General features: G+C 73.4%; 11 protein-coding genes and 4 pseudogenes. 5 read left to right on the top strand and 10 right to left on the bottom strand.

Annotated elements, in window-relative coordinates:
* Positions 1-141 precede the first annotated feature (141 nt).
* The 3 genes and pseudogenes from ACVW19_RS10345 to ACVW19_RS10335 all read right to left on the bottom strand — a co-directional run.
* The gene (locus ACVW19_RS10345) at positions 142-585 is read right to left on the bottom strand and encodes an LAETG motif-containing sortase-dependent surface protein (protein WP_457458602.1); all 444 of its coding nucleotides are present in this window, start codon (positions 583-585) and stop codon (positions 142-144) included.
* Between the two features lie 191 nt (positions 586-776).
* Positions 777-1,074: pseudogene (locus ACVW19_RS10340) on the bottom strand (nitrite reductase (NAD(P)H)); the annotation flags it as partial.
* A pseudogene (locus tag ACVW19_RS10335) lies at positions 1,058-1,516 on the bottom strand (FAD-dependent oxidoreductase); the annotation flags it as partial. The pseudogenes ACVW19_RS10335 and ACVW19_RS10340, both read right to left, overlap by 17 nt.
* Before the next feature lie 97 nt (positions 1,517-1,613).
* Here ACVW19_RS10335 and ACVW19_RS10330 point away from each other — a divergent pair.
* Positions 1,614-2,396 (top strand): sulfite exporter TauE/SafE family protein, encoded by a 783-nt coding sequence (locus tag ACVW19_RS10330; protein ID WP_457458600.1) that lies wholly within the window; start codon positions 1,614-1,616, stop codon positions 2,394-2,396.
* Between the two features lie 63 nt (positions 2,397-2,459).
* Here ACVW19_RS10330 and ACVW19_RS10325 read toward each other — a convergent pair whose 3' ends face one another.
* From ACVW19_RS10325 to ACVW19_RS10295, 7 genes and pseudogenes are all read right to left on the bottom strand, one after another.
* Entirely contained in the window at positions 2,460-3,110 is a 651-nt protein-coding gene (locus ACVW19_RS10325; RefSeq protein WP_457458598.1) for a class F sortase, read from the bottom strand.
* A gap of 115 nt (positions 3,111-3,225) precedes the next feature.
* Entirely contained in the window at positions 3,226-3,843 is a 618-nt protein-coding gene (locus ACVW19_RS10320; RefSeq protein WP_457458596.1) for a hypothetical protein, read from the bottom strand.
* A 263-nt stretch (positions 3,844-4,106) separates the two neighbouring features.
* Entirely contained in the window at positions 4,107-4,277 is a 171-nt protein-coding gene (locus ACVW19_RS10315) for a molybdopterin dinucleotide binding domain-containing protein (protein ID WP_457458594.1), read from the bottom strand.
* Between the two features lie 2 nt (positions 4,278-4,279).
* Positions 4,280-4,604 (bottom strand): annotated as a pseudogene (locus ACVW19_RS10310) (molybdopterin-dependent oxidoreductase); the annotation flags it as partial.
* 117 nt (positions 4,605-4,721) lie between these two features.
* The gene (locus ACVW19_RS10305) at positions 4,722-5,123 is read right to left on the bottom strand and encodes a DNA-binding protein (protein WP_457458593.1); all 402 of its coding nucleotides are present in this window, start codon (positions 5,121-5,123) and stop codon (positions 4,722-4,724) included.
* Positions 5,120-5,371 (bottom strand): hypothetical protein, encoded by a 252-nt coding sequence (locus ACVW19_RS10300; protein ID WP_457458591.1) that lies wholly within the window; start codon positions 5,369-5,371, stop codon positions 5,120-5,122. The genes ACVW19_RS10305 and ACVW19_RS10300 overlap by 4 nt, the downstream gene beginning before the upstream one ends.
* Positions 5,372-5,403: 32 nt before the next feature.
* Entirely contained in the window at positions 5,404-6,129 is a 726-nt protein-coding gene (locus ACVW19_RS10295; protein ID WP_457458589.1) for a SanA/YdcF family protein, read from the bottom strand.
* Between the two features lie 355 nt (positions 6,130-6,484).
* On the opposite strand from ACVW19_RS10295, the gene ACVW19_RS10290 reads away from it, so the two are divergent.
* The 4 genes and pseudogenes from ACVW19_RS10290 (at position 6,485) to ACVW19_RS10275 (ending at position 12,814) form a co-directional block, all read left to right on the top strand.
* The gene (locus ACVW19_RS10290; RefSeq protein WP_457464530.1) at positions 6,485-7,771 is read left to right on the top strand and encodes a deoxyguanosinetriphosphate triphosphohydrolase; all 1,287 of its coding nucleotides are present in this window, start codon (positions 6,485-6,487) and stop codon (positions 7,769-7,771) included.
* Positions 7,772-7,882: 111 nt separating this feature from the next.
* Complete coding sequence (locus ACVW19_RS10285; protein WP_457458588.1) at positions 7,883-9,148, top strand: NAD(P)/FAD-dependent oxidoreductase; 1,266 nt, start codon at positions 7,883-7,885, stop codon at positions 9,146-9,148.
* Between the two features lie 53 nt (positions 9,149-9,201).
* Positions 9,202-11,130, top strand: coding sequence for a DNA primase (dnaG, locus tag ACVW19_RS10280; RefSeq protein ID WP_457458586.1), 1,929 nt, complete (start codon positions 9,202-9,204; stop codon positions 11,128-11,130).
* Positions 11,131-11,538: 408 nt separating this feature from the next.
* Positions 11,539-12,814: pseudogene (locus ACVW19_RS10275) on the top strand (sigma-70 family RNA polymerase sigma factor).
* Positions 12,815-12,869: the final 55 nt, after the last annotated feature.

The raw sequence follows: 12,869 nt of genomic DNA, 5'->3' as shown, positions 1-12,869 counted from the left end.
CTCCGGGGTGAGTCAAGCCCCGGAGCCGTTGCCTGTCACCCGACCACCCTCACCGATCGGCGACGGCTCCGGATCACGAAAGGAAACGGCGGCACCCGTGCGGGGGTGCCGCCGTTTCTCGTGTCCGAGGCCCTGCGTGGGTCAGTCCGTGCTGCGGCGCCTGCGGGAGGCGAGCAGGACGGCGCCGCCCGCCAGGACGACGGTCGCGCCGCCGGCCGCGATGTACGGGGTGGCGCTGTTGCCTCCGGTCTCGGCGAGGTCGGTGCCGCCGCCCTTTTCGGTGGTGCCCTTCTCGCCGCTGTCTGAGCCGGTGCCGGTGGCGCCGTCGTCCGAACCGCTGTCCCCGTCGCCGACGGGGACGAAGTCCGCCGGCGCGTCGTCGCAGCCGACGCCGTCGTTGTCGCGGTCCAGGTGCTTGCCGTAGTGCTCGTCGCCCCTCTGGATGTTCTGGTACCCGGCGTCGTACGCCTCGGTGCAGTTCTTGAACGGGTGGCTGCCCTCGTGGGCCGCGGCGGTGGTGAGGGGCAGTGTGGCCAGGGCGAGCGCGGCGACGGTCACGGCGGCGGACTTGTAGGACAGGTTCACGGGGAAACTCCCAGCCATGTGCGGATATCCGGCAGCATGCCCCCGTCCGGGGCGGTCTGCCGGGTGTGGGCTGCCGACGGTAGGGGAGTGGCCGGGGGAGGGTGCGGAGGTTTCCTGGACCCGTGATGCGAACGTGACGTGACCGGACGGTAGCTCTCCGCTCACGCGGACGCGTTCTGCGCACCGCGCCCCAGCGTGCCGTACGCGTCGGCGTCGCCGACCGGGATGCCGCCGAGCAGGGTGCCGTCGCGGCCGACGACCAGCTTCTTGCAGAGGCCGGCGCGGGAGTCGGAGTAGACGACGCCCAGGCAGCCGGCGGTGGCGCCGTGGGCGTCGCCGAAGGACGCCACGTCCACGCCGGGCAGCTTGAGCTTGGTGGACCGGGTCGGCGCCCGTGAACGTCAACGGGTCGGTCCCGTCGGCGGCGATGGCCGCGGCGGCCGTCTCGGCCTGCTCGTAGCCGGGGGCCACCAGCCCGCACCCCCGGCCGCAGTGCCTTGTCCAGGCCCAGGCGGTCGCCCACGGTGCGGAGGGCGTGCACACCCTCGGGCAGCTCGCGGCCCTCGGCGTCCTCGGCGTCCCTGGCGTCCTCGGCGTTCTCGGTGTCCGGGGTGCCCGCGGTGAACAGTCCGCGCAGCGGCGGCAGCACCGGGTGGGAGCCGGTGGCCAGGACCAGCCGGCCGTGTCCGATCACCGAGCCGTCCGCGCAGACCGCGGTGCGCGCCGCGCGGTCGATGCCGGTGACCCGGGCCCGGGTCAGCCGTGCGGGCGCCGGCAGGGCGATCACCTCGGGGCCGTGGCGTCCGGCCGGCACCTCGGCGAGCAGCACCCTGTCGTACGGGCGGTGCTCCTCCTCGCCGGTCAGCGTCACCGGCGTGCCGAGCTCGCCGAGCCGTCGGGCGAGACGTACGCCCGCGAGGCCGGTGCCGAGCCCTCAGCGGGGGCGGGGGCGGGTGTGAGGAGGCTCAACCTCAGGAAACGCTCATCTCGATGGACGGCACAACTATCCGGTCCATAGGGTCACGGCCATGCCCGACATCTCGCTGACCACCGTCATTCTCCTCTGCCTCGCGGCGCTCGCCGCCGGCTGGATCGACGCCGTGGTCGGCGGCGGCGGACTGCTGCTCCTGCCGGCCCTGCTGCTGGGCCTGCCCGCCGGTACCCCGGCCGCGCACGCGCTGGGCACCAACAAGGCGGTCGCCATCGTCGGCACCACGGGCGCGGCGATCACCTACGCACGCAAGGCCCCGGTGGACGTCCGCACCGCCGTACGCATCGGTCTCGCCGCCCTCGCCGGGTCGTCGGGCGGAGCCTTCCTCGCCGCCGGGATGAGCACCGAGGTCCTCAAACCGGTGATCATGGTGGTGCTGCTCGCCGTGGCCGCCTTCGTCATCCTCCGTCCGTCCTTCGGCACCGCGCCCGCGCCCGGCCCGGTCTCGCGCCGCCGCGTCCTCGCCGCGATCGGCTTCGGCGGCCTGGGCATCGGCTTCTACGACGGTCTCATCGGCCCCGGCACCGGTACGTTCCTCGTCCTGGCGCTCACCGCGCTGCTCCACCTCGACCTCGTCACCGCCTCCGCCACCGCGAAGATCGTCAACTGCTGCACCAACGCCGGCGCGCTGGCGATGTTCGCCTGGCAGGGCGCGGTGCTGTGGCAGCTGGCGGCCCTGATGGCCGTGTTCAACCTCGCGGGCGGCACGCTCGGCGCCCACACGGCCCTGAAGAAGGGCAGCGGCTTCGTCCGCGTCGTCCTGCTGACGGTCGTCTTCGCCCTGGTGGCGAACATGGCGTACGAACAGTGGCTGGCCTGAGGCCGCGGGCGGCGGGCCGCGGAGCTTCGGAGGGGGACCACGCGCGTCGCGCCCCGGCGTGCGTCAGCGGCTGCGACTGCCCGTCAGATGGGCGTAGACGACGACGTTGCCCCGGTAGCCGGTGGTGCGTGACCAGCCGCCGCCGCAGGTGATGATCCGCAGTTCGGGCCGTTTCGCCGCCCCGTAGACCTGCTCGTCGGGGAAGTCCCGCGCGTCGTACGCCTCCACGGCGTGCACCGTGAACACGGCGGTGCGGCCGTCCAGCCGGTCCACCTCGACGGTGCTGCCCTTGCGCAGGGCGCCCAGGGAGTAGAAGACGGCGGGGCCGTCGGCGTTGTCGACATGGCCCGCGACGATCGCGGTGCCCCTCTCGCCGGGCGTGGTGCCGGCCTCGTACCAGCCGGCCAGGTTCTTCCGCTCGGGCGGCGGCACGTCGAGGCTGCCGGTGCCGGTCAGTGAGAGGCCCGTCAGCGGCGCGTCCACGTCGATCGCCGGGATGCGGACCCTGCCCGGAGGGGAGGGCGGCAGCGCGGCGGGGCGGCCGGTGACGGGACCGACGCGCCCGGAGTGGGCCTGGGTGGCGGACGGCTGGGGCGGGGCGGGCGCCCCGGCCGCGTCGCTCAACAGCCACAGCCCGCAGCACAGGGCGAACACGCTCACGGAGGCTATGGCCGTGCTGCTCGGGCCGCCCGCCCGGCCGAACCTGCTGCGCATCGTGGACTGACCTCTTCGGAGTCGGCCCCGTGCCCCCCTCCGGGCCGCGAGGGGCGTCGGACCCGGAGGGGGAGGGGACATGCGGTACCGGCGGACGGGCAGCGGAGGGTGCCCGTCAGATCCCGTCGCCTCTCGCCCGGCGATGCAGGAGCCAGGTACCGCCCGCGGCGGCGACGGCGAGCGCTGCCACGCCGGCCGCGGTCTGTACGGGGTCGGGGCCCAGGGCACTGCCGACCCCCGTCTTCACACTTCCTTGCGGATGCACCTGTTGGGCCGCGGACGTCAGTCTGACCACCAGGTCGCCGGTCACCCGCTGCCCGCCGGCGGAGCATTTCGCGACGATCTCGTACGTCCCCGGCTGCGCGCCGGGCGGCACCCGGAACTGGCCGATCGAGCCCCGCTCGCGCGCGCTCGGCGCCAGGGTGAAACGGCCGGCGCCCACGGCGGTGGCGTCCCCCGCGACCGTGTCGCGGTCCCCGCACGCCGCGGTGTTCACCGTCACCTGCGCGCCGGCCACGACCGAGGACGGATACACCTCCAGGTTCCCGGACGTCGTGCCGCGGTAGTGCCCCGCCGGGGTGGCGTCCGCCTCCCCGGCGTACCCGGCGGGGGCGACGAGCAGCCCCACGGCGGCCAGAGCGAGCGCGAGGCCGACCAGACCGGCCAGACCGGCTGCACCGGGCAGGCCGGCCACACCGGGCAGACAGGTCAGCAACCGGGCGATACCTCGCATCGATGCTCCCTCGGGCTCACGCAGGAATCACGCCCGCAGCACCCCCATGTGCCGCCGTCAGTCGCGTCCCTGCCTGTCCGAGGTAAGTACCACCGGGCACGGCGCGCTTCCTGAAGGAAAGTCAGGAATGGGGTGAACGGGTGTCGGGCCCGCCCGGCCGGGACCTGCCCGCCTCCCGTTCCGGCAGGTCACCGACGTACGGCGGCCCCGTCCGGGGAAAGAAGCCGAAGGGCGCACCGCGCGCCTGTGAACGGGTGACCCGCTCACGGCGGCACCGCCTCCGCCCGTACCGCGCACACCTTGGACTCCGGCATCCGCGAGGTCGGGTCCAGGGCGGGGTGGGTGAGGGTGTTGGCGCGGCCCTCGCCGGCCCAGTGGAACGGCATGAACACGGTGTCGGGGCGGATCGCGGTGGTGATCCGCCCCGATGCCACCGCCCGCCCCCGCCGAACACCGCGACGGCGTCGGCGCCGTGCTCCGCACGCGTCCGCCCCAGCCCCTCGGCGATCCGGTCCAGCGCCTCCTCCCAGGAGGCCGGCACCAGCGCACCCCTCTCGGACCGGCACCAGCGGCGAGGTCAGCCGCACGCTCGACGACAGCACAGCGGGGGCCGTACGCCCCTTCCCGCACAGCGCCCCCCGGTTCACCGGAAAGTCCGCCCGCTCCCGCACCTCGACGGCCCCGTCCGCACCGGGCACCAGATTCACCCCGCACTGCAGAGCGCAGTACGGGCAGTGCGCGGGCGTCCCGGAACTCTCCACACCGCCCAGCCTGCGCCCCCCGTGTTACGCCCCGCACCGCCCCCGGTTGCACACCGGGTACGGCGACCTCCCCCGGGCCGGGGGAGCGCGGTGAAGCCGGGGCGCGGGGGCGTCCGCTCAGACACCGACGAGCTGGATACGGCCGCCGCACAGACGGGACATGTCGTCGAGGTCGGATGTCAGTAGGGCCACCGGCCCCGGTTGGCGCAGCGCCATCTCCGCGACGGTCGCGTCGATCGCGTACTTGTGGCCGAGCAGGCCTGCGGCCTTGAGCAGTTCCGCGGTCCTCTGCGCCGCCGTCTCGGTCACCGCCTCCACCTTGACGCGGGACAGCACCCACCGCAGCCGGGGCAGATTCACACGCGCGTGGCTGACCTCCACGATGGTGTTGGCCCCGACGACGATCTCGGAACCCATGGAGTGGAACACCTGGAGCATCGCGAGGACCTTGCGATCCTCCGCGATCCAGGCGGAGAGACCCTGGGAGTCCAGGACGACGGTCCCGACGTGACCGTTCACGCGGCACTCGCCGAACTTCCGGCGTCCCCCGTCGGGCCAAAGATCCGGGAGCGGGCCTCGGCCAGCTCCTCCTCGGTGAAGGCTCCGTACTCTTCCTGATGGCGCAGCAGGTCGGCGCCGAGCGACTGGTGCCGCAACTGGCGGGCCACCGCTTCGGCGACGTAGCCGGAGACGTCGTCGGTGAGCTTCCTCAGCTCGGTGACCTGCTCGGTCGGGAGGGTGACCGTGATCCGTGTCGTGTCCGCCAAGAGGTGAGCATGCCGAGGTATGCGCGGCCCGGTCATCCCGCGGCTTCCGATGTGCGGATGTCCGCAAGTGCCCGCTCCACCCCCGGTTCCCTCGGTCCGAGGAAGTGCGGGTCCGGGCGGAACGCTGCGTCCCCCGCCGCCTTGCCCGCGGCGAAGATCTCCCGGACGCCCCCGTAGTACCAGGTGAGGTCGTGCCGGTCGTCGACGCCGACGCCGTACGAGGAGACTCCGGCCGCCCGGCACAGCGTGACCGCGCGGCGGATGTGGAAGCCCTGGCTGATCAGCACGGCCCGGTCCACACCGAAGATCTTCTTCGCGCGGACACAGGAGTCCCAGGTGTCGAAGCCCGCGTAGTCGCTGACGATCCGCGTGTCGGGCACGCCGTGCCGGGTCAGATAGGCGCGCATCGCGTCCGGCTCGTCGTACTCCTCACGGCCGTTGTCGCCGGTGACCAGGACCACCTCGATCCGGCCCGTCCGGTACAGCTCGGCCGCCGCGTTCAGCCGGCGCGCGAGATACGGCGACGGCTCCCCGTCCCACAGCCCCGCGCCGAAGACCACGGCGACGTCCGTGCGGGGCACGTCGGCGGTGGTGCGCAGGCGGCCGTCCGCCGCCAGGTGCATCCACGTCGCCGGCAGCAGCGCCAGGACGCACGCCGCCATCCCCGCCTGCACCAGCCGCCGCCGACCGGTACGGGTGCGCGGCAGGCGCGGTCGGCGGAACCCGCGGGTCCGCACGCGGCGCAACAGGTGAAGCATCGGACGGGCACCCTCCCCGGTCGGTCCTTGACCTGGGAGACGCGTCGGCACGCCCTCCGGTTCAGCCGCGCCCTGTGATCGGCTTCACGGTGGACGGGGGAGAAGGAGAGGGGGCAGCGGCTCGAACGGGCTCACACCGTGCGCGGGCCGTGCCACGGCCCTTCTCCTCCACTGCTGGACCAGGCCCGGACGGCCCCCGCCCCCGCGCCGACGAGCCTGCCCCGGCTGCCCGACGCCGTACGGGCGTACCCGGGCCGTCGTGCCCGCTGTCACCGCGTGGCCGTAGTGTCGAAACATGGCAGGCACCGGCACCCCCGTCCCCACCGACCCCGCAGCGCAGGAACAGACGCAGGAGATGGCGCAGGAGCGGCGGAACCACACCCCGCCCCCCGGCTACGCCCCGGCCGCGGTCGCCCGCTGGGCCGCCGAACCCGACAAGCGCCCCGGGCGCACCGCCTTCCAGCGCGACCGCGCACGCGTGCTGCACTCCGCGGCCCTGCGCCGCCTGGCCGGCAAGACCCAGGTCGTCACCCCCGGAGCGGCCAGCCCGGTCTGGGACGCCAGCCCCCGCACCCGCCTCACCCACTCCCTCGAGTGCGCCCAGGTGGGCCGGGAGCTCGGTGCCGCCCTCGGCTGCGACCCGGACCTCGTGGAGGCCGCCTGCCTCTCCCACGACCTGGGCCACCCGCCCTTCGGCCACAACGGCGAACAGGCGCTGAACGAGTTCGCCGAGGACTGCGGCGGCTTCGAGGGCAACGCCCAGTCGCTCCGCCTCCTCACCCGCATCGAACCCAAACGGTTCACCCCCGAAGGTTCCGTCGGCCTCAACCTCACCCGCGCCGCCCTCGACGCCGCCACCAAGTACCCCTGGCCCCGAGGGGGTCACCCCACCGACCCGGCCTCCCCGAAGTTCGGCGTCTACGAGGACGACCGCCCCGTCTTCGACTGGATCCGCGAGGACGCCCCCGAGGGCCGCGTCTGCTTCGAGGCCCAGGTCATGGACTGGGCCGACGACGTGGCCTACTCGGTGCACGACGTGGAGGACGGCCTGCACGCCGGCCACATCGACCCCAACCTGCTGCACGCCGAGCCCGAGCGGCAGGCGGTCTTCGCCGTCGCCGTCGGCCGCTACACCGACTCCGGCACCGACCCGGCGGAACTCGCCGAAGCGCTCGACCGGCTCCTCGCCCAGGAGTGGTGGCCGCACGGCTACGACGGCACCGCGGTCGCCCAGGCCCGCCTCAAGGACGCCACCAGCCAGCTCATCGGCCGCTTCTGCCTCGCCGCCGAGGGCGCCACCCGGCAGAGGTTCGGCAGCGGCCGCCTCACCCGCTACGGGGCCGAACTCGTCGTCCCCAGGGAGACCCGCCTGGAGTGCGCCGTCCTCAAGGCGGTCGCCGACCGGTACGTCATGCAGCGCACCGAGCAGGAACTGCTCCGCGCCGACCAGCGGATCGTCGTCGTCGAACTGGCCGAGGCGCTCACCGCCCGCGCCCCCGACGGCCTGGACCCGCAGTTCCGCACGCTGTTCGCGCAGGCCCCGGACGACCGTGCCCGCAAACGGGTGATCGTCGACCAGATCGCGTCCCTCACCGACGCCTCGGCCCGCTCGCTTCACACCCGTCTGACGGGGCAGGGTTGAGGAGGAGCCCGAAGGTGACCGTCCGTGGCCTGATCGGGTCACTCCCCCTTCCCGCACCACCCGGTGTGCGGGACGCTCACAGGTGGCGGCACCCTGAAGAGGAGGCATCACGTGGTCGACGCGGATCAGACATTCGTCATCGTCGGAGGCGGACTGGCCGGCGCGAAAGCGGCCGAAACGCTGCGAACGGAGGGCTTCACCGGCCGTGTCCTGCTGATCTGCGACGAACGTGACCACCCGTACGAGCGGCCGCCCCTGTCCAAGGGCTACCTCCTCGGCAAGGAGGAACGCGACAGCGTCTTCGTGCACGAGCCCGCCTGGTACGCGCGCCACGACGTCGAGCTGCACCTCGGCCAGACCGTCGACGCCGTCGACCGCGCCGCGAAGACCGTCCGCTTCGGCGAGGACGGCACCACCGTCCGCTACGACAAGCTGCTGCTGGCCAACGGTGCCGAGCCGCGCCGCCTGGACATCCCGGGCACGGGCCTGGCCGGCGTCCACCACCTGCGCCGCCTCGCGCACGCCGAACGCCTCAAGGGCGTCCTGGCCTCCCTCGGCCGTGACAACGGCCACCTGGTGATCGCCGGCGGCGGCTGGATCGGCCTGGAGGTCGCGGCGGCGGCCCGCGAGTACGGCGCGGAGGTCACCGTCGTACACCGGGGGCAGACCCCGCTGCACTCGGTCCTCGGCCCCGAACTCGGCCAGCTCTTCGCCGACCTGCACAGAGACCACGGCGTCCGCTTCCACTTCGGCGCCACCCTCACCGAGATCACCGGGCAGGACGGCATGGTCCTCGCCGCCCGCACCGACGACGGCGAGGAGCACCCGGCGCACGCCGTCCTCGCGGCGATCGGCGCCGCCCCGCGCACCGGCCTCGCCCAGGCGGCGGGCCTGGAGATCGCCGACCGCGCGGACGGCGGCGGGATCCTGGTCGACGAGCGGCTGCGCACCTCCGACCCGGACATCCACGCGGCCGGTGACGTCGTCTCCTTCCCGCACGCCCTGTTCGGCACCCGGATGCGCGTCGAGCACTGGGCCAACGCCCTCAACGGCGGCCCGGCCGCGGCCCGCGCCATGCTCGGCCGGGAGGTCGCCTACGACAGGGTGCCGTACTTCTTCAGCGACCAGTACGACCTGGGGATGGAGTACTCCGGCTGGGCGCCGGCGGGCTCCTACGACCAGGTCGTGATCCGGGGCGACTCGGGCAAGCGGGAGTTCATCGCGTTCTGGATCAAGGAGGGCAGGGTGCTGGCCGGGATGAACGTCAACGTGTGGGACGTCACGGACCCGATCCAGCGGCTGATCCGCTCCGGGACCCCGGTGGACACGGACGCCCTGGCCGACCCGCACGTCCCGCTGGAAAGCCTCGCCCCCTGACCGGGGCGGACGCCTCGGATCCGGCTCCCGGCGGACCACCGTAGACTTCCAGCGTGGCTGGACGGATCAACGACGAGGACGTGAAGGCGGTACGGGACGCGGTCCCGATCGACGCCGTGGTGTCCGAGTACCTCCAGCTGCGCGGCGCCGGCGGCGGCAACCTCAAGGGCCTGTGCCCGTTCCACGACGAGAAGTCGCCGTCCTTCCAGGTGAGCCCGAGCAAGGGACTCTTCCACTGCTTCGGCTGCCAGGAGGGCGGCGACACCATCACGTTCGTGATGAAGGTCGACCACCTCTCCTTCTCCGAGGCGGTCGAGCGCCTGGCCGCCCAGGCCGGCATCACCCTGCGCTACGAGGAGGGCGGGTACAACCCGGCCCACCAGCGCGGCGAGCGCATCCGCCTGGTCGAGGCCCACCGGATCGCCGCCGACTGGTACATGGAGCAGCTCGCGACCTCCCCCGAGGCGGACACCGGCCGCGCCTTCCTCGCCGAGCGGGGCTTCGACCAGGAGGCCGCCCGGCACTTCTCCGTCGGCTACAGCCCCCAGGGCTGGGACCACCTCACCCGCTTCCTGCGCGGCAAGGGCTTCACCGACAAGGAGCTGCTGCTCTCCGGCCTGTCCCAGGAGGGCCGCCGCGGCCCCATCGACCGCTTCCGCGGCCGGCTGATGTGGCCCATCCGCGACATCGGCGGCGAGGTCGTCGGCTTCGGCGCCCGCAAGCTGTACGAGACGGACAACGGCCCCAAGTACCTCAACACCCCCGAGACGGCGATCTACAAGAAGTCCCAGGTGCTGTACGGCATCGACCTGGCGAAGAAGGACATCGCGAAGTCGTCCCGCGCGGTCGTCGTCGAGGGCTACACCGACGTCATGGCCTGCCACCTCGCCGGTGTCACCACCGCCATCGCGACCTGCGGCACCGCCTTCGGCAACGACCACATCAAGATCCTGCGCCGGCTGCTGATGGACAACGGCTCGGCCCGGGTGATCTTCACCTTCGACGGTGACGCGGCCGGCCAGAAGGCGGCCCTGCGCGCCTTCGAGGACGACCAGAAGTTCGCCGCCGAGACCTACATCGCCATCGCACCCGACGGCATGGACCCCTGCGACCTGCGCCTCGCCAAGGGCGACGACGCGGTCGCCGACCTCGCCGAACCCCGCACCCCGCTCTTCGAGTTCGCGCTCCGCCACATCGTGAGCCGCTACGACCTGGACACCCCGGCCGGCCGCGCCGCCGCCCTCGACGAGGCGGCCCCGGTCGTCGCCCGCATCAAGAACAGCGGCGCCCAGCACGAGGTCGCCGTCCAGCTCGCCGGCATGCTCGGCATCCTCGACACCCAGTTCGTGGTCAAGCGGGTGGCGCAGCTCGCCCGCTGGGCCCGCGACCGCGGCGGCAAGGGCCCCGCCCCCGACCGGCGGCAGCGCGGCGGCGGCCCGCAGCAGTACGCCTCCGATCCGGCCCCCGCACTCCCGCGGGGCCCCGCCCTCAACCTCCGCAACCCCGTCTTCGCCACCGAACGGGAACTGCTCAAGCTCGCCCTCCAGCACCCCGCGCTGGTCTCCCCGGCCTTCGACGCCTACGGCGTCGACGAGTTCACCGCCCCGGCCTACGCGGCCGTGCGCCAGGCCGTCCTGGAGGCGGGCGGCGCGGAGTACGGCGCCCAGGACCCGCAGGAGTACCTGATCCGGGTCCGCGACGCGGCCCCCGACGACACCGTCCGCGCCATGGTCACCGAACTCGCCGTCGAGGCGATCATGCTGCACCGGGGCGTCAAGGAGGTCGACGAGAACTACGCGGGCGCCCAGCTGGTCACCGTCCGCCGCCGTGCCGTCGAGCGCCGCGTCCGCGAGATCACCGGCCGGCTGACCCGCCTCGCCTCCCAGGGCGACCCCGCCGAACTGGCCTCCGTGCAGAACGAGCTGTGGGTCCTCCAGCAGTACGACCAGTCCCTGCGCGAACACGGCGCGGCGGCCCTCTAGGGCCTGTCCGGCGGATCCTGCCGCAGACGCGGGGGGCCGGCACGCCCTCCCCCAAGCCCTTCGAGCAGGGGGACCCCCAGCGGCGTTGTCGTCACGCTCCCCCACTCTCGCACTCTCGCACTCTCGCACTCTCGGCTTCGCTCGAGCGGGAAGGGACCCCCACCGCTCCGCGTCGACTCCCTCCTCCGCCTTGCAGCTGCACGGCTCCCCCACGCTCGGCTGCGCTCGCGCGGGAGGGACCCTCATCGCCCCCGCTCACCCGCGCCGACAGGGCACCGTCGATTCCCTGCGACCTGATCCGCCGGACAGGCCCTGGGCGGGATGTGACCGCCGGGTCACCGCGCGGACGCAAAAAGTCATCGCACGCCCCTCGTGGGGACGATGTGTCGTACCCCACACTGGGGTGCGGTGCCTGAGTCCTCGGAGCGCGGCCGATCCGTCCTCGACGGGTCCGGGACCCCCGCGGCCCCGCTCATCGCGTACGGGACGGACAGCGGCGAGGCCGCCGACTCCGCTCCCGAAGTACCGCTGCCGTCCTCCCCGGCAGCGATCATCCTGGAGGTCGCCCCCCGTGCAGACCCAGATCCAGAGCCCCACCCAGACCGACACGAGCACGGTCGGCGCGCGGCCGGAGGCGGATGTCCTGGTGGCCATGCCCGCGCAGAGCCGCGCCGCGCACCATCCCGAGACGGAGCCCGAACCGCCGTCCGCGGTGCTCGGACCGGCCGAGCACGTCGAGCCGGCCCCGCCGCCGGCGCGAGCCGAGTCCGGCAGCCCCTCCTCGGACCTGTTCCGCCAGTACCTGCGGGAGATCGGCCGCATCCCCCTGCTCACCGCGGCCGAGGAGGTCGAACTCGCCCGCCGTGTCGAGGCCGGGCTGTTCGCCGAGGAGAAGCTGCGCCGCACCCCCGACCTGGACAGCAGGCTCGCCCTCGACCTGGACCGGCTCGTCGTCATGGGCCGGATGGCCAAGCGGCGGCTGATCGAGGCCAATCTGCGGCTCGTCGTCTCCGTCGCCAAACGGTACGTGGGCCGCGGACTGACCATGCTGGACCTGGTGCAGGAGGGCAACCTCGGCCTGATCCGGGCCGTGGAGAAGTTCGACTACGCGCGCGGCTACAAGTTCTCCACCTACGCCACCTGGTGGATCCGCCAGGCCATGTCCCGCGCGCTGGCCGACCAGGCCCGCACCATCCGTGTCCCCGTGCACGTCGTCGAGCTCATCAACCGCGTCGTCCGCGTCCAGCGGCGCATGCTGCAGGAGCGCGGCTACGAGCCGACCGCGAACGAGGTCGCCGACCACCTCGACCTGACCCCCGAGCGGGTCGGCGAGGTGCTGCGGCTCGCCCAGGAACCGGTCTCCCTGCACGCCCCGGTGGGCGAGGAGGACGATGTGGCCCTCGGTGACCTCATCGAGGACGGCGACGCCACGAGCCCCGTCGAGTCGGCCGCGTTCCTGCTGCTCAAGGAGCACCTGGAGGCGGTCCTGTCGACGCTGGGGGAGCGGGAGCGCAAGGTCGTCCAGCTGCGGTACGGACTGGTCGACGGGCGTCCGCGCACGCTGGAGGAGATAGGGCGCATCTTCGGCGTGACGCGGGAACGCATACGCCAGATCGAGTCCAAGACCCTGAGCAAGCTCCGCGACCACGCCTTCGCCGACCAGCTGCGCGGCTACCTGGACTGACTTTCCTCGCCCCCGCCGCCCCTTCCCGTCCCGTCCCGGGGGCGCAGCCCCCGGA

The organism is Streptomyces sp. TE5632 (assembly GCF_054061295.1).
This window is presented reverse-complemented; position numbering and strand designations above follow the sequence as displayed.